The sequence below is a fragment of the Enhygromyxa salina genome, from assembly GCF_002994615.1.
Classification (GTDB): domain Bacteria; phylum Myxococcota_A; class Polyangia; order Nannocystales; family Nannocystaceae; genus Plesiocystis; species Plesiocystis salina_A.
This window is the reverse complement of sequence record NZ_PVNK01000046.1, coordinates 1-16198: the sequence shown is the minus strand read 5'-3', so window position 1 is coordinate 16198 and position 16198 is coordinate 1. Positions and strand designations below refer to the sequence as shown.

Here is a 16198-nt window from a genome sequence, read left to right as displayed (position 1 = left end):
CCGTGCAGGACCAAGCGCCCGTCCAGACCGTCGTTTTGGCGACGCTCAACGCGAAGTACCCCCACGCGGCCTTCGGGCTGCGCTACCTCCTCGCGAACATGGCCGAGCTGCGCGAGCGCACCCACCTGCGCGAGTTCACGATCCACGACCGCCCCCTCGACATCGCCGAGGCGATCCTCGCCGAGCGCCCGAGCATCGTCGGCCTCGGCGTCTACATCTGGAACGTCGAGCAGACCCGCGCGCTCGTCGAGCTCTTGAACCGCCTCGCGCCCGAGCTCACCCTCGTCGTCGGTGGTCCCGAGGTCAGCCACGAGATCGACGACCAGCCCTGGCTCGCCGAAGTGGACTACATCATTCAGGGTGAGGCGGACCGTGCATTCCCCGAATTGTGTGCACGCATCATGTCGGGCCGCCGCCCCCTCAACCGGGTAATTGACGGCGGCCTCCCCGACCTCGCGTCGCTTGGGTTGCCCTATTCGCTCTACAACGAGCACGACTTGCGCCATCGGGTGCTCTACGTCGAGGCGTCGCGCGGCTGCCCTTACCGCTGCGAGTTTTGCCTGTCCTCGCTCGACAAGCGCGTCCGCGCGTTTCCACTCGACGAGCTCCTCGCAGCTTTCGACGAGCTCCTCGACCGCGGCGCCCGGCGCTTCAAATTCGTCGACCGCACCTTCAACCTGGACATCGAGCGCAGCGCAGCGATCCTCGAATTTTTCCTCGCCCGCATGCGGCCAGGCCTGTTTTTGCATTTCGAGATGGTCCCCGATCGCCTGCCCGAAGGGCTCCGCGATCTCATCGCGCAGTTTCCAGCGGGGAGCTTGCAGTTCGAGGTCGGGATTCAGACCCTCGATGACGAGGTCGGCAAGCGAATCGCCCGACGCCAGAACATCCCGCGGACCTTCGAGAACCTCCAGTTCTTGCGCGAGCATACGGGCGTCCATTTGCACACGGATCTGATCATCGGCTTGCCCGGCGAGACCGCCGAGAGCTTCGGCGCGGGCCTCGACCGGCTGATCGCCGCGGGCGTGCAAGAGGTCCAAGTCGGCCTGCTCAAGCGCCTGCGCGGCACACCGATCGCCCGCCACGCGGCCGAATTTGGCATGGTCTTCGAGCCGCGAACGCCCTACGGCGTGCTGTCCAGCCACGCCATCGACTTTGCCACGATGCAGCGGTTGCGTCGCTTTGCGCAGGTCTGGGACGCGTTTTGGAACCGCGGCGACCTGCCCTCCGGCATGCGCAGGCTGTGGCGCGAGGGCTCCCCCTTCGAACGGACCCTGGCCTTCTCCGACTGGCTGTTCGCCGAAGCCGGGCGCGTCCACTCGATCTCGCTCGAGAACCGGGCGCGCTATCTCGCTCAATATCTGATCGAGACCCTCGGCGAGTCATCCGATGAAGTCTGCGCAATGATCGAGGGTGACTTCAAATCCAACGGGCGGCGTGCGCCCCGGCTCGCCCGACAGCTGCAGCGCGCTACCGCCCCCGTAGGCCTGCCCGAGCGTCAGCGCAGGCACCTGCGTTAACACGGAATGTACTGTTCGCGGGCATCGCTCTTGTTGTTTGAAGATTCTCGTCGTGATAGGAAAATATTGGAGTCGCCAGCATATCCCCCTGGAGGCGGGTGATCGTCATGCCTGCGTACGAGCTGCCACCTCTGTACATGCCCTATCCCGCGCGGCTCAACCCCAACGTCGAGGCCACGCGGACCCACACCAAGGCCTGGGCCCACGAGATGGGCATGCTCGGTTCACGAGCGGGCGAGGCCAGCTCTTTCACCTGGGACGAGGCCAGCTACGACACCCACGACTACGCGCTGTTGTGCGCCTACACCCACCCAGATCTGCCGCCCGCGGAGCTCGACCTGATCTCCGACTGGTACGTGTGGCTGTTCTTCTTCGATGACCACTTCCTCGAGACCTTCAAGCGCGGCCGCGACATGGCCGGCGGCAAGGAGTACCTCGCGCGGATTCGGGCGTTCATGCCGCTCGAGCTCCAGCCCCAAAGCTCGCTCCCGACCCCGACCAACCCGGTCGAGCGCGGCATGGCCGAGCTGTGGGCCCGGACCGCGCCCCAGACCTCGATCAGCTGGCGCCGCCGCTACATCGCCGACACCCGCGACACCCTCGAGACGGTCTTGTGGGAGCTCTCGAACATCAGCCACGGCCGCGTCGCCAACCCGCTCGAGTACGTCGCCATGCGGCGCCTGGTCGGCGGCTCGCTCTGGGCCGCGGACCTGCTCGAGCGCGCGGCCGGGATCGAGCTGAGCGACACCGTAGTCGCCACGCGGCCGCTGCGAGTCCTGCAAGACACCTTCGCCGACACGGTCAGCCTCCACAATGACCTCATGTCCTACCAGCGCGAGGTCGAGGACGAGGGCGAGAAATCCAACGGCGTGCTGGTGCTCGAGAAGTTCCTCGGCGTCGGCCCGCAAGCGGCGGCGAAGCTCGCCAACGACGTGCTCAGCTCGCGCATCCACCAATTCGAGAACACGGTCGTCGCCGAGCTTCCGCTCCTGTTCGAGCAGTACGCGCTGCCCCCGAACCAGCGCCTCGACGTGCGCCGCTACGCCAACGGGCTGATGACCTGGCTCGCGGGCGACTACGAGTGGCACTTCTTGTCGGCGCGCTACGACGGCCACGGCGGCCACGGCGGCAGCGCCCGCGCGCGGCAGGATCCACCCCGGGCGGCCTGCATGGGCCCGACGGAGCTCGGGACCTCGGCCGCGCTCGGTCTGGGCCCGGGCGAGGCCGGCGTGGCGGTCCGGCCGCGGCCCCCTCGCCCGCCTCAGCTGCGCGCGTCCGCGCTCGAGGATGGCGAGGCGGGCGCCCCGCTCGCCCGACCGAACTTCTACATGCCCTTCGAGGCGCGGCTCAGCCCCCACGTCGACACCGCCCGCGAGCGCACGCGCGCGTGGGCCATGCGCGTGGGCATGTTCGACGTTGGCGTGTGGACGGCGGCCAAGTTCGAGGCCGACGACCTGCCCCGGCTCGCCGGCTCCGTCAGCCCCGACGCCAGCGTCGACGCCCTGACCCTGATCTCAAACTGGTGCGCGTGGACCTACTTCGTCAACGACTACTACGTCGAGGTCTACAAGCGCCGCCGTGATCTGTCTGGCGCCAAGGTCTTCTCGAACCGGCTGCAGAGCTTCCTGTCCGACGCTGCGCTGCCCCCAACCAACCCCGCCGAGCGCGGGCTCGTCGAGCTCTGGCCCCGCAGCGCCGCCAACCTGCCCCTCGATCTTCGCCACGCCTTCGCCGCGCGGATCCGGTCCTACGTCGAGGGCCCGCTGTGGGAGATCCTCAACACGATCCAGGACCGGACCCCAGATCCGATCGACTACTACGAGATGCGGCGCACGACCGGCGGCAGCGAGCTGGCGCTGTCGTTCATGCAGCTCGGCGGCGCGCTCGCGCTCCCGCCCGAGGCCGAGCTCAGCCCGACGATGACCGGGCTGATCCAGGCGTTTTGCGACGTCATGCCCCTGCGCAACGACATCTTGTCCTACGACAAGGAGCTGCGCGACGAGGGCGAGTTCGTCAACGGGGTCGTCGTCCTCCAGCGCGTCTTCGACTGTGACGCCGACCAGGCCGCGGCCCTGACCAATTCGCTCGTCACGGCCCGGCTCGAGCAATTCGAGCACGTCGTCGCGAGCTCGCTGCCCGCGATGTTCGAGGAGCTCGAGCTCGACGGGGCGGCCCGCGCAACAGTCCGTCAGTACGTCGGGCGGCTCGAAGACTGGATGGCTGGTGAGCTCGAGTGGGCGTCGACGAGCGGGCGCTTCGCCGAGGGTGTCCAGCCCGCCAAGCTCCTGCGAGCTCCCGCGGGTCTGAGAACATCGGTCGCGCGCGTTCAAGCGGCGGCCCGACAAGCTCCGCCGAGCGCGACCGAGCATGTGCCGCCCAACACCGCGCCGGATGCACCCAAGCGCGACGCCGCGCAGGAGCACGCCTTGCGCGCGAGCGTGCGACGAGGCTCCGACCCGGCAACCCCCGAGCGCTGAACTTACCGCTCGACCACGCCAACCTTCGCGTTACTCTGCTCGGCCGTGGGCTCGGACCGCACGATGCGCGACGTAGACGTCTCCACGCGGATCCTGATCCGCTTCAACCTGCTCGACCTGGGCTACCTCTTGCTCCTCCCCTTCGCGTGGGCCCACGTGATCGCGGTCGACTGGGGAGTCGCGCTGGGCCCCGCCGCCGTCGTGACGCTGCTGCGCTGGATCAGCACGACGGCGCTCCTGCGCTGGCTCCTGCGGCCCGCGGATCTGTGGCGCGCCGCGCTCGACCGGGGCGACGACCAGCCGCTGCTCGCGGCCAGCGAAGCGCTCGAGCGGGCGCCCCGGAGCTTCACGGCCGGCTGCGTCCTGAGCACGGTCTCGGCCTACGTGCTTGCGACCGCCTACGGCTGGTTCGCGCTGCCCGAGACCATGCCCCTCGGCAGCGCCGAGCTCGTCGCCCTCTCGCTCTTGTGCATGACGATCGCCTGCGGCTACCTCGTCTTTTGCTACCCGGTCCTGACCCTGCTCATCGAGAACGAGCGCATCGCCGTGGCCGAGGCCCTCGACGCGCGCGGGCTCGCGGGCTCGCGCACACCAAGCTCGATGGCCCCGCGACTCGGCGGCCTCGCCCTCGCCCTGACCCTGGGTCCAGCGTTTTGGTTTGGCGCGGCCGGCTGGTCGACCAACACCTCGCGCGACCGCGAGCGGACCGTAGACAGCCTGACGCAGGTCAGTGAGTCCGACGCGGCCCGCGTCGCCGCGGGCCTCTCGCCCAAGTCCGCCAAGGTCGTGCGGCTCGACGTCGAGCCAGGCGCCAACCCGAGCGCCAACCAGGTCACGATTGATCGTCGCAAACATCGCGTGAGCGTGGCCGCGCCGATCGGCGACGGCCGCTTCGCCCTGAGCGCAGCCTCGATCGAGCGCACGAACCTCAGCTACGGCCTCGAGCTGCTCGTGTTCATGGCCGGCATCGCGATCTGGGCCCCGATGTGCGCGTGGTTCCTCGGCCGCTCGCTGATGGGCCCGCTGCGTCGACTCGAAGACGCGACGCGGCGCCTCGTCGAGGTCGGCGATGTCGGCCAGATCGCCCACGTGCCCCTGATCCAGGCCGACGAGATCGGCACCCTGACCCGGAGCTTCAACGAGGTCGTCGACTCGCTCGAGGAGCTCGTGCGCGGGGCCCAGATCGTCGCTGGCGGCGACCTGTCAGCCAACATCGAAGGTCGCGGCGAGCTGGCCGAGGTCCTCCACACCATGGTCGTCCACCTCCGCGACATGGTCGCCAACCTCCGCGAGGCCGTGACCGATCTGGCGAGCGCGGCGTCCAAGATCCAGGCGTCCACGCGCGAGCAAGAGCAGGCGATCCACGCGCAGCTGTCGCGGATGCTCGAGGTCCGCGACTCGATGAGCTCGCTGTCGGCGTCGGCCGCCGACATCACCGCCTCGGCCGGGAGCGTGCTCGACAACGCCGAGCAGAGCCTGGCCAACACCGACACGATGAGCGCCAAGATCGCCGAGCTGACCGCCCACAGCGATCGGATCGGCACGCTGCTCGAGGTCATCCGCGAGGTCGCCGACCGCAGCGATCTGCTCGCGCTCAACGGCTCGCTCGAGGCGACCCGGGCCGGCGAGGCCGGGCGGGGCTTCGCGCTCGTCGCCGCCGAGATGCGCCGCCTCGCCGAGCGGGTCATGGGCAACGTCGCTGACGTCCGTGGGCTCGTCGCCGACATCACCGCCTCGGGCGCGAGCACGACCATGGCGACCGAACAGAGCCGCAAGCTCGCCGACGGCACGGCCGCGACGGCGCGCAGGATCGCCACGGTCACCGAGCGGCAGCGCGCCGCGACCGAGCAGGCCCGGGAGGTCGTCAGCGAGACCGCCGAGTTCATGGCGCGCGCGGCGATCGCTATCTCCCAGACCCGCAGCGCCGCCGAGGAGCTCGGCGTCCGAGCCCACGAGCTCGAGCAGCGAGCGGGGGCCTTTCGTCTCGACAGCGAAGAGCAGTAGCCATCTCCGCCGTCAGCGGGTAGCGTAGCCCCCGAGGTCGCGTGCAACACAAGTCCACCACGATCGCCCGAACGTCGAACTGCCGCATTGACCGCTGCAGCTGCGGCGCGGTCCACATCTCGGTCGGCGGCACGACGATCCGCGTCAAGGATGGCGTGGCCCGCGAGCTCCGCGACATCCTGGCCCTGGCCATGCGCGAGATCGACAACCAAGCCCAGGCCGCCCCGGCCCCGCCGGCTTTTCACCTCGTCCGCTCACTCGGCGACGACGACGGCGACCCCGAATTGCATTAGGCCCGCTCTAATTTTTGTAGCGGAAGATCTTCGAGCCGCCGTTGAAGTCGAGGATGAAGCCAAAGCGGAAGTCGATGTAGCCGCTCGCGTTGACCAGGCCTTCGGGCGGGTTGAGAAAGGGCGCCGCGGCCCTCATCGCGCGGACGGCCTCGTCGTCGAGGTGCGAGGCCCCGCTCTTGCGCTCGACGATGACCTTGAGGATCTGGCCCTTCGCGTCGAGCCGGACCATGAGCACGGTCGTGCGCTGCTTCTCGCCGAATTTTTTGTGCATCGGATCGACGGCGTTGTGGACCTTGTTTGGTCGCCATTGATCGGACACTCGGTCACGAATGCGGTTGAAGAACGAGGCGAACAGGTGGCGCTTGCTGTCGAGCATGCTCTCGACGCCCTCGTCGACGTCGCGCAGGATCTCGTCGCTGCCCGGGCGCCCAAAGGTGTCGTTGAGCATCGAGGGCGAGCCGCCGAGCTTGGCGAGGCGATCGGCCTGGCCCTGCTTGGCGCCCGCGTCGGCGCCCTCGCTCGCGGTCTGACCGTCGTCGGCGTCGGCGAGCGAGTCGTCGCCCGCGCCAGGGTCTTGGCCCTCGCCCTCGCCCTCGTTCTCGCCGCGCTCCTGACCCCGCTCGCCCCCCTCGCGCTGGCCCTGGGGCGGCTCGGTCTCGTCGGGCTTCGGGCTGTCCTTGGCGGGCTCGCTGGGCCTTCGATCGGGCCGGTTGGGAGCCTGGGTCTCGCGCTCGACGTCAGAGTCGAGCTCGCCGAGGCGCTTGGAATCTTCGGGGCGGCGCTCGTTGGCCCGGTCCTGATCGACGAAGCGGGTGTCGTCATCGGGCGGCGGATCGACGAGATCGAACTCGACGACCTCGTCCTTGGGCTCATCTTGCGCGACCGACTCGAGCGCCCGCGCGAGCGCGCCGCTGGTGCCATAGAGGCTCACGCCATTGACCAGCAACGCGGCGAAGAGCAGGCCCACCACCGCCGTCCACGGCAGCCCCTCCCGTCGCCGGGCCGAGCTGAACTGCCGCAGCGAGGAGCGAGGCACACGCCGAGGCTAGCAGGGTGGTTTTGGGCCAACCAGAGCGGCGTGGGTCTCGCGCTCACAGCGCACAGCGCACCTGATCCGCACCGTAGCTGTGCCCCTTGGGCACGCGCCAGCCCTCGATCGCGTCGGCCCTGCACGCCGCAGTGGCCGACGGCGCCGTCGAGCGCTGGACCCGCGCACCCACGACCTCACCTGCGATCCCCGCGGCGCTCATCGATCGCATGCCACGCCCGACAGGCCGAGCTCGGCGACGCTCCTTCGCTCAGTCGGGCGCGGGCGCGGGCTCGGGCTCGGGCGCGGGCTCGGGCTCGGGCGCGACCACGGCCCGCGGCCCGACGACCAGGCGATCCCGCAGCCAGGGATCGATCCACAGCAGCGCCCCGAGGATCACGAAGAACCCAGCGAAGGCCGCGCTCGAGGCCGTGTTGTAGTGAAAGGGCACGCTCGCGGTCACCGTCGACAGCTTCGTCAGCCACGCCGCCGTCAGGCACAAGAGCGCCGCGAGCAACATCTGCTTGCGATCCTCGAACAGCTTCCGGTCGACGAGGATGAACAGGACCATGACCGAGTAGTAGTAGCGAGTCGCGATCGTCAGGGTGAAGAAGCCCGCCGCGCAAAACAGCGCCGCGAAGGTCACCGCGTCGAGCTTGCGGACCGCGAGCACGAGCGGCGCGAACAACACCAGCAGCGTCAGATAGTAAAAGTGCGCCCGCGACTCGAGCATCGAGGTCTTCTTGGCCCAGCCCATGAACCGATGCTTGTCGGTCACGTTGCCGTCCATCATGAACATGTGCTTGAAGCCGACCCGAAACCCGCGCGTGTGCTTGGTGTGGACCTTCATGTTCGACCACCAGTCGAGCCAGTTGTCGACGCCCGCCCCGACGCTGTCGGCGAGGGTCAGGCTCAGGCTAAACAGCACGAGCAGCCCGCCGACGAAGCCGAGCCCGAAGTACAGGTACTCGCGTCGGAGCTTGCGCGTGGCGAGGAGCTCAACCCCGGCCTTGAACCCGAGCCCGACCGCGAACACCGCCGGGAACATCCGCTCGGCCGTGGCCCAGGCCACGCAGACCCCGGCGATCCCGAAGCGATCTTTCTTCATCAGGGCGAGCGCGATGATCAGCATCGCGATGTAGTCGAAGCGCAGGATCGACCCGCCCATGTGAATGTAGCGGTTGGGGAAGTTGGCGCAGAAGAACAGCACCGCGATCGCCGCGGTCTTGACGTCCCAGGCCCAGGCCACGAACCCAAACGCGACCGTCATCAGGAACACGTCGAGCAGCCCGAGCCAGATCAGCTCGTCCCACACGATGTCGACGTTGGCGGTCAGGCGAGACAAGATCCACGCGTGAAAGGGCGTGCCGTTGAAGCCCTTGTCGGTGAACAGCTTGTTCCACATGCCCTTGCCGCCGAGCTCGTGGATGTCGTCGATGTCCTTGGCGAACTGCTCGCGCCGGGCGTCATCGTCAAACAGCTCGGCGCAGTCGCGCTCGCCGACGACCTCCTCGGTCGGGCGGATCTTGAGCGACTCGATGTCGCGCATCTTGGGGACCTTGCGAAAGTGGCGCGAGTGGTCCGCGTCGATCTCCCAGGTGCACTCGTAGATCCGAAAGTAGCCCAGCTCCGAGAAGTACTTGGCGCCGATGACCTGGTGGTAGAGGTCCCAGCGGTGCAGCCAGGTCTTGTTGTTGCGTGAGCCGTAGAAGTACTGGGTCGCCGAGCACAGCGCGGCGATCAGCAGCGCCGCGCTGACGGCTCGGTTGCCCCACGCCAACCACTTGCTCGGGGTCGCCGGATCCGTGGTCTCGCGGCGGTGGGCCTGGAGCGTGCGCCAGGCCACGGCCGCGAGCAGGACCGCGATCGTCCCGACCGCGAACGCGAACTGGACGTCGTTGGTCTCGCTCCGCGTCGTCAGGTAAAACCAGATCTTCTGGTGCAGCGCGGGGTCTTCGAGGACCTTGGGCGGCGCGATCACGACTCACCCCCAGGCTGCTCGGTGGCTTGCTCGGCGGTTTGCTCGGTGGTTTGCTCGGCCGGCGGCTTGGGCTTGGGCTTGGGCTTGCGACCCGAGCTCGCGAGCAGGACCGGGATCGAGGCCGGCGCCCCCGGGAGATCACCGTGCTCGCGCAGCCCGGGCAGCAGCAGCAGCGCGACGCCGAGCCCGAGCAGCAGCGTCGTGAGCAGGTGCGAGTAGACCATGTTGAACAGCCACGGCTCGAAGGGCTGGACGCGCACGATCCCGTGCATGCCCACGCACAGCGCCAGGCACCCGGCGACCAGGACCGTGGTCGTGCGCCCGACGAGCAGCTCCGACGGGCGGTGATGCTTGGCGATCGCCGCGGCCGCGAGCACCAGCAACGGCACCGCCACCCCCCAGGCCGAGGCGTCGGTCGAGAACAGGGCGAAGGTCGCGGTGACCCCGGCGATCGCGGCGAAGGCCAGCGGCGGCAGGCGGCGCACGGCCAACAGCGAGGGCACCAGCAGCAGCACGCCGCACAGCAGGATCCAGCTGTGCCGATCGACGAGGCGCTGGGCCTTGACCGGGTACCCGACCGCGCGCGGGCCTCCGAGCCAGCTGCCGTCAGGCACGAACAACCATCGCAGCCCGATCTGGCGTGAGCCGTCGCCGTAGCGGTGCACGGCCACGCGGTCGGCCCACGTCGACCAGTTGGCGAAGCCGCCGGGGAGCGTCGCGCTGAGCAGCAGCAAGACCGCGGCGGTGCCAGCGGCCGCGAGCGCGAAGCGAGCGAGCTTGTTTGTCCGCACGGGGGCCGCGCGCGCGGTCCGGCGCCCGAGCCAATCGACGCCGAGCTTGGCCAGCAGCGCCGCGATGAGCAAGGTTGGCCACACCAGCTCGACGGCGGCGAAGGCCAGGAGCCCGCCAGCCAGCGCCCAGCGCTCGAGCTCGGCCGCGGCGAAGCCCGCGAGCACCGTCGCGAGCACCAGCGCGCCCGCGACCGTCGCCCCGCCGGCCACGGGGCTGACCGCGAACTCGACAAAGCACACGATCCCGACCAGGCCCGCGGCCCGCAGACCGTAGGCGCGCTCGACCAGGACCAGCGCGGCCACAGCCACGAGGCCTCCGAGCAGCGAGAGCACGAACAGGCTCCGGGCCGAGATCGGCACGAGCGAGAACACCAGACGCTGGCGCGCGAGCCGAGCCGGCGTCGCGGTGCTGCCGTAGCCCTCGAACACCAGCGCCATGCTCTCGCGGGTCCCGTCCTCGTATGTCGGCGCCATCGCACCGAGGGCGGCGAGGTCGGCCCCGAACGCGGCCCAGCGCGACTCGTCGAAGCGCGCGCGACAGTCGGCCTGGGCCGCGGCGGCCTGGGCCGGCAGCAGCTTGCCGCCGACGTCGCTCGGCGGTCGCTCGGTCTTGACCGGCGGACGCTTGACCACGACCTTGCGCTTGCGATCACCGTCGATCTGGATCTGGCGCTCGGCCTCGACGGTGGGCTCGAGCTCGGGCGCGGGATCCAGGCTCAGCCCGCGGACCTTCTGGATCCCACCGAGCGAGGTGCCCGCGTCGTGGTCGGCCTCCCACGCGCAGGCGTAGAGCCGATCCCAGCCGAGCTCGCCGTGATACTTGGCCTGGACGACCTCGTGGAGCACGCGCGCGCGATCGAGGCCGGTGCCGTCGAGCCGGGCCGCGCTCATCGACGCGAGCGCCAGGACGATCGCCGCCAGCACGAGGCCGAGATCGAGCAGCGACCGGCCGCGCCTTCGCCAGACCTCAGGCACGCTCAGGCTGCGCAGCCACGCAGGGATCACCAGGTCGGGGGCCGGCGGTCGCCCAAAGACGTTGCGCCACGCGAGCGCAGCCAGGCACACGAGCAGGACCAGGAGCGCCAGGCTGAATTGGACCTGGGCGTGGCGGGCGAGGTCGAGCATTCGCGCCTAAGGTGCCATGAACCGCGGTGTCGATCGACCTTGGCGCCCGCGGGCCGGGCTCGACCTCCGCCCGGTGTTCGCGCTCGCGCGGGGGAACCCATACAATCGCCCCCTCACGCTGGATTCGAGGCTCGGTCATGAAGTTCGCTCAAGTCGTCATACTGTCTGCCATCGCGCTGGTTTCCGCGTGCGGAACCAATACCGACGCCAACCGCTACACCACCGCCGCGACCGTCGGCGAGACCGGCCAGGGCTCGGCCGACGAGGGCCAGAGCACGACCGCCGCGGGCAGCAGCGAGGACACGGGCGACGGCGACGGCGACGGCGACGGCGGCCCGCTGCTCGACGTGTTCGGCGGCAGCGCAGACGGCAACGAGAGCAGCGGCGAAGAGGGCTGCGAGAAGGTCGACTTCTTGTTCGTGATCGACAACTCGGGCTCGATGACCGAGGAGCAGATGGCGCTCGTGACCTCGTTCCCCGGCTTCATCTCGACGATCTCCGACACCTTGATGGCCCAGGACTACCACCTGATGGTCACCGACACCGACGCGGCCTCGGTCGGCTCGTCGAGCGTCGGCATCTTCAACGGCGACGTCACCTGCGAGCCGCACCCGACCTGCTGCCAGGGCGCGTGCAACGGGATCGGCGGCGTCGTGATCCAGCCGCCGCCAGCGGAGTGCAACGGCGAGCCCTGCGAGAATTTTCCGCTCCCGACCGGCTGCGACGTGGAGATCGGCGCGGGCAAGAACAAAGGTCAAGAGGGCGAGAGCTGCGGCATCGACGGCGGGCTCCGCTACATGCTCGACAGCCAGCAAGATCTCGAGGGCACCTTCGGCTGCGCCGCGCTCGTCGGCGCGGGCGGGGACGGGCTCGAGCGCCCGATGGACGCGATGATGGAGGCGATCAGCAGCCAGAGCGATCCCGGCGGGTGCAACGAGGGCTTCTTGCGCGACGACGCGGTCCTGGTCGTGGTCGTGATCTCCGACGAGGACGACGTCGACCAGTCGATGGGCGACCCCGCCAGCTGGAAGCAGTTTTTGGTCGACCACAAGGGCGGCAACGAAGAGGCGATCGTCGTGCTCGGCCTCCTCGCCGACGGCGGGGTCATGGGCGGCCAGTGCGAGCCCGACGACGACGCCCCCGCGCTGCGCAGCTTCGCCGAGTCGTTCACCCACGGCCAGGTCGAGAGCGTGTGCGCGCCGGACTACGCGCCCTTCTTCGACGCGGCGGTCGCCGAGATCGACACCGCCTGCGACGAATTCACGCCGGTCGAGTGACGCGCCGCTCGAGCGACTCCATGGTCCGCGCGGGGACGACCTGAGTTCGAGTTGGCGCGGCGACCCCTGGGCGATGAGCTCGCTCGCCGCCTGACCGAGCGGATTCATGCGCGGCGCCGGCACCCCGCTTTTTCGCCGCCAACAACCCGTTGCCGGCCTCGCCGGTCGACGTAGGGTGCTGCCATGAGCGAGATCCTCAACCGTCTCCGGGACCTGTTCTCCCCCACGCGGATCACCACTTACCTCGTCGACGAGCTGCTCCCCGACCTCGTGGTCGCGGTCGTCACCCTCGGCACCGCCTGGCTGGTCTGGAAGCTGCTCGAGCGCGGGGCCCGGGCCGTCCTGCGCAGGTCCGAGCTCGACGAGACCGCGCAGAGCTTCATCCAGACGGTCATCCGCTACCTGATCCTGACGATCGGCGTGGTCACGGCCCTCGCCCAACTCGGCGTCGACACGGCCTCGCTCCTGACCAGCCTCGGCGTCGTCGGCCTGACGATCGGCTTCGCCGCCCGCGACACGCTCTCGAACGTGATCTCCGGCCTGTTCATCTTCTGGGATCGCCCCTTCGTGATCTCCGACCTCGTCGAGATCGACGGCAAGTATGGCCGCGTCCAGAACATCACCATGCGCTCGACCCGGGTCGTGACCGTCGACGGTCGGATGCTGGCGATCCCAAACAGCCAGATCGTCAACTCGGTCGTCGCGTCCTACACGAACTTTCCCAACCTCCGGCTCGACGTCCCGTTCACGATCAGCGTGACCGAGGACATCGCCCGCGCGCGCGAGATCGCGATCGGCGTCATCGCCGACGACGCCCGCTTCCTGGCTGACCCTGCCCCGCTCGTCGCGGTCACCGAGCTCAACGACTACAACGTCACCATGGAGCTGCGCGTGTGGCTCGACGACGAGCGCAGCCACGTCACGATGCGCTTTGAGCTGCGCGAGCGCCTGTTCGAGGCCCTGCGAAGCGCCGAGGTCGAGATGCCCTTCGAGACCTTCGCCCTCGTCAGTGAGGCTGCTTAGGCCCGGCAGAGCCGGCCGCGACGTCCGAGACGGACACGTACGACAGGTGCGGAAAAGGCACCTCGATCCCGGCGGCGTCGAACTCGTCCTTCACGCGCCGCATCATCTTGGTCCGGAGCTCGTACCAGCCCTCGCGCCGGGTCCAGACCAGGTAGCGCAGCACGACCCCGGTCTGCGCGAGCTCTTGCACGTGGACCTCGGGCTTGGGCTCGACGAACACCTCGGGGGTGCGCTCGGCGAGCTTGATGAGCAGCTCCGAGACCACGCCGATGTCCTCTTTGTAGGCCAGCGGAACCAGGAGCTCGACCCGGCGGATCGGGAAGCGGGTCAAGTTGACGATCTCGGACTTGATCAGGGTCTCGTTGGGTACGCGCACGTAGAGGTTGTCGAGGGTCCGGAGCTTGACCGAGAGCAGGTCGATCGACAGGACCTCGCCGGTCGTCCCGCCTACCTGGATGACCTCACCAACCACGAAGGTCTGCTCGCCGAGCAAGAACAGCCCGCTGATCACGTTGGACGCCGAGGTCTGCGACGCGAAGCCGAGCGCGACCGTCAAGATGCCGGCCGCGCCGAGCAGGACCCCGAAGTCGAGGCCGAGCTGACGCAGGACCGAGAGCAGGACCAGGCTGAGGACCAGGTACAAGACCCCGCGCCTCGCAACCAGGACCTGCTGGGCGGTGCCGTGTTTGGCCACCAACTTGGCGATGAGGCGGCTGAGCCCCCGAGCGAACAGCCACCCGATCAGCACGGTCAGCACGACGCGGGTCGCGAGCACGACGGTGTCGTTTTCGAGGTAGCCGCGAAGGGTGTCTAGCCACGCCATCGGTCATCTCCCCCAATCAGCGCGCTGAACGCCCGCACGAGGCCGCCAGCATCAGGCGGCGTCCGGGGCTCCGCGATCCGCTCGAAGCGCTCGGCCCCGTCTCCGGGTGCGTCGGCGACCCGCGTGCGCGACGAGCCGGAGCTCTCGACATCCACGCGGATCTCCTCGGTCCACACGCGCCCGCTGTCGTCGGCGAACACGCTCATCGAGGGCATCGGGATCCCGATGCGCTCGACGGTGAAGGCGCGCTCGCTGCCGTTGAAGATCGTCGCGCGCGTCAGCAAGCTGGCCGGCAGCACCGGGACATCGGGCAGCGAGGTCCGGGCTCGGGTTCGGCTCGCGTAGCACAGCGTGCCGTCGGAGGTCGTGCGGCCGAACCACGTGTCCGATAGACGCCAGCTCGGCAGCGACGCGACCAGCGCCTCATCGAGCAGCAGCTCGATCCACGCTGCGCTACCCAAAAAAATGCTCGCGTGGGCGCGGGGTGGGATCACGAGGGTCGTGTCCGGGCGCGCGATGACGGGACGGTCGGCAGCCCGTGCGCGCAGCTCGAGCGCGGGGATGGTCTTGGCGTTCGAGGCCCGGATCGACCAGGTGCAGGCCTCGAAGGCCTCGGGCGATGCCGGGCCGGTGGCGAGGGCGGTCGAGAGCGGATCGTCGGCCCAGCGCGCGGCCAGCTGCCACTCGAGCTCCCGTCGGTGGGCGAGGAGCTCGAACGCGCCGAGCGTCCAGGCGTGGCGGGCGTCGATCTCGAGGGGGTGGTGGCCGATCCACGGGGGCGGCGGCATGGAGCCGTTTACCACAGGGGCAGTCCGGCGGCGATCCTGCCCGGCGACGCGTTGCGTCGACCTGTCCCTCGCGCGGCGGGCAGGTGCCCTGCCCGAAGGTCATGTCATGCCCGCGGGTGCCCTGCCCGAAGGTCATGTCATGCCCGGTGCCCCCGGTGCCCCCGGTGCCCTGCCCGAAGGTCATGTCACTGCCCGCGGGCGGGCAGGGCAGCGGGGTGCCCTGCCCGAAGGTCAGGTGCCCGGGGTGCCCTGCCCGAAGGTCATGTCACTGCCCGGAAGGAGCGGGGGCAGGTGCCCTGCCCGAAGGTCATGTCATGTCACAGGTGCCCTGCCCGAAGGTCATGTCACTGCCCGGGGGCGGGCCGATGCCCTGCCCGAAGGTCATGCCCGAAGCGCAGCCTCTCAGACCTTACATTTCCACGGCGACTGGCCTGTAGTCTATCGCTTCCGGCCGCTCAACCAGCACCGCCAGGCGAGGCAGACGGGTGCCCTGCCCGAAGGTCATGTCACGCAAGCGCCGGGTGCCCCGGGTGCCCTGCCCGGGGGTGCCCTGCCCGAAGGTCATGTCACAGGTGCCCGGGGGTGCCCTGCCCGCGGCGGCAGGTGCCCTGCCCGAAGGTCATGTCACTGCCTGTGCCCGGCGGGTGCCCTGCCCGCGCGGGTGCCCTGCCCGAAGGTCATGTCACTGCCCGCGCGCCCGGGTGCCCTGCCCGAAGGTCATGTCACTGCCCGCGGGAGGGGGCGTGCCCGGCAGGTGCCCTGCCCGAAGGTCATGTCATGCCCGGGGGTGCCCTGCCCGAAGGTCATGTCACGCGGCCGATGCCCTGCCCGAAGGTCATGCCAGAAGCGCAGCCTCTCAGACCTTACATTTCCACGGCGACTGGCCTGTAGTCTATCGCTTCCGGCCGCTCAACCAGCACCGCCAGGCGGGTAACGCGCCCACCCCACCCCCACACATTGCCTCAGCTACGCGTTACAAACACATTGCGCCGCGTACCGGTGCCACATCAACCACGTGCCGCCAGGAAACAAAACACCCTCCTCGCCGCTGAGCCAGCGTTCCCTCGCC

At 69.4% G+C, this 16198-nt stretch carries 12 protein-coding genes and 2 CRISPR repeat arrays; of the genes, 6 read left to right on the top strand and 6 right to left on the bottom strand.

Going from position 1 to position 16198, the window contains the following annotated elements; all coding sequences use genetic code 11:
- Window positions 1-2: 2 nt before the first annotated feature.
- From ENSA5_RS04520 to ENSA5_RS04505, 4 genes are all read left to right on the top strand, one after another.
- Window positions 3-1520, top strand: a complete 1518-nt coding sequence (locus ENSA5_RS04520; RefSeq protein ID WP_258182733.1) for a B12-binding domain-containing radical SAM protein — start codon at window positions 3-5, stop codon at window positions 1518-1520.
- A 107-nt stretch (window positions 1521-1627) separates the two neighbouring features.
- Complete coding sequence (locus ENSA5_RS04515; protein WP_146155322.1) at window positions 1628-3997, top strand: terpene synthase family protein; 2370 nt, start codon at window positions 1628-1630, stop codon at window positions 3995-3997.
- A gap of 63 nt (window positions 3998-4060) precedes the next feature.
- Window positions 4061-6001: a methyl-accepting chemotaxis protein gene (locus ENSA5_RS04510; protein ID WP_146155321.1), complete on the top strand. Its 1941-nt coding sequence runs from the start codon at window positions 4061-4063 to the stop codon at window positions 5999-6001.
- Window positions 6002-6042: 41 nt separating this feature from the next.
- Window positions 6043-6294: a hypothetical protein gene (locus tag ENSA5_RS04505; protein WP_106390313.1), complete on the top strand. Its 252-nt coding sequence runs from the start codon at window positions 6043-6045 to the stop codon at window positions 6292-6294.
- 7 nt (window positions 6295-6301) lie between these two features.
- Here ENSA5_RS04505 and ENSA5_RS04500 read toward each other — a convergent pair whose 3' ends face one another.
- From ENSA5_RS04500 to ENSA5_RS04490, 4 genes are read right to left on the bottom strand one after another with little or no spacing between them, the layout of a single operon-like run.
- A complete protein-coding gene (locus ENSA5_RS04500) occupies window positions 6302-7330 on the bottom strand; it encodes a TonB family protein (protein WP_146155320.1) in 1029 nt (342 codons plus the stop codon).
- 55 nt (window positions 7331-7385) lie between these two features.
- On the bottom strand, window positions 7386-7544 hold the full coding sequence (locus ENSA5_RS37000; protein ID WP_181197363.1) for a hypothetical protein: 159 nt from the start codon (window positions 7542-7544) through the stop codon (window positions 7386-7388).
- Window positions 7545-7592: 48 nt separating this feature from the next.
- Window positions 7593-9302, bottom strand: coding sequence for a hypothetical protein (locus ENSA5_RS35565; RefSeq protein WP_146155319.1), 1710 nt, complete (start codon window positions 9300-9302; stop codon window positions 7593-7595).
- Window positions 9299-11218 carry a hypothetical protein gene (locus ENSA5_RS04490; RefSeq protein ID WP_106390310.1) on the bottom strand — a complete coding sequence of 640 codons (1920 nt, stop codon included), beginning with the start codon at window positions 11216-11218 and terminating at the stop codon, window positions 9299-9301. The genes ENSA5_RS35565 and ENSA5_RS04490 overlap by 4 nt, the downstream gene beginning before the upstream one ends.
- A gap of 137 nt (window positions 11219-11355) precedes the next feature.
- Here ENSA5_RS04490 and ENSA5_RS04485 point away from each other — a divergent pair, with 137 nt between their 5' ends.
- Together ENSA5_RS04485 and ENSA5_RS04480 are read left to right on the top strand one after the other, a co-directional pair.
- A complete protein-coding gene (locus ENSA5_RS04485; RefSeq protein WP_106390309.1) occupies window positions 11356-12495 on the top strand; it encodes a hypothetical protein in 1140 nt (379 codons plus the stop codon).
- Window positions 12496-12678: 183 nt separating this feature from the next.
- A complete protein-coding gene (locus ENSA5_RS04480) occupies window positions 12679-13518 on the top strand; it encodes a mechanosensitive ion channel family protein (protein ID WP_106390308.1) in 840 nt (279 codons plus the stop codon).
- On the opposite strand, the gene ENSA5_RS04475 is transcribed toward ENSA5_RS04480, so the two are convergent.
- Together ENSA5_RS04475 and ENSA5_RS04470 are read right to left on the bottom strand one after the other, a co-directional pair.
- The gene (locus tag ENSA5_RS04475; protein ID WP_106390307.1) at window positions 13502-14341 is read right to left on the bottom strand and encodes a mechanosensitive ion channel family protein; all 840 of its coding nucleotides are present in this window, start codon (window positions 14339-14341) and stop codon (window positions 13502-13504) included. The two genes, ENSA5_RS04480 and ENSA5_RS04475, sit on opposite strands and share 17 nt — an antisense overlap.
- Window positions 14329-15129 (bottom strand): DUF432 domain-containing protein, encoded by an 801-nt coding sequence (locus ENSA5_RS04470; RefSeq protein WP_106390306.1) that lies wholly within the window; start codon window positions 15127-15129, stop codon window positions 14329-14331. Before ENSA5_RS04470 ends, ENSA5_RS04475 begins: the two co-directional genes overlap by 13 nt.
- A 115-nt stretch (window positions 15130-15244) precedes the next feature.
- A CRISPR array of direct repeats spans window positions 15245-15518; the repeat unit is 25 nt; unit sequence GGTGCCCTGCCCGAAGGTCATGTCA.
- A gap of 94 nt (window positions 15519-15612) precedes the next feature.
- Window positions 15613-15972: direct repeats of the CRISPR family, unit length 25 nt; unit sequence GGTGCCCTGCCCGAAGGTCATGTCA.
- Window positions 15973-16198: the final 226 nt, after the last annotated feature.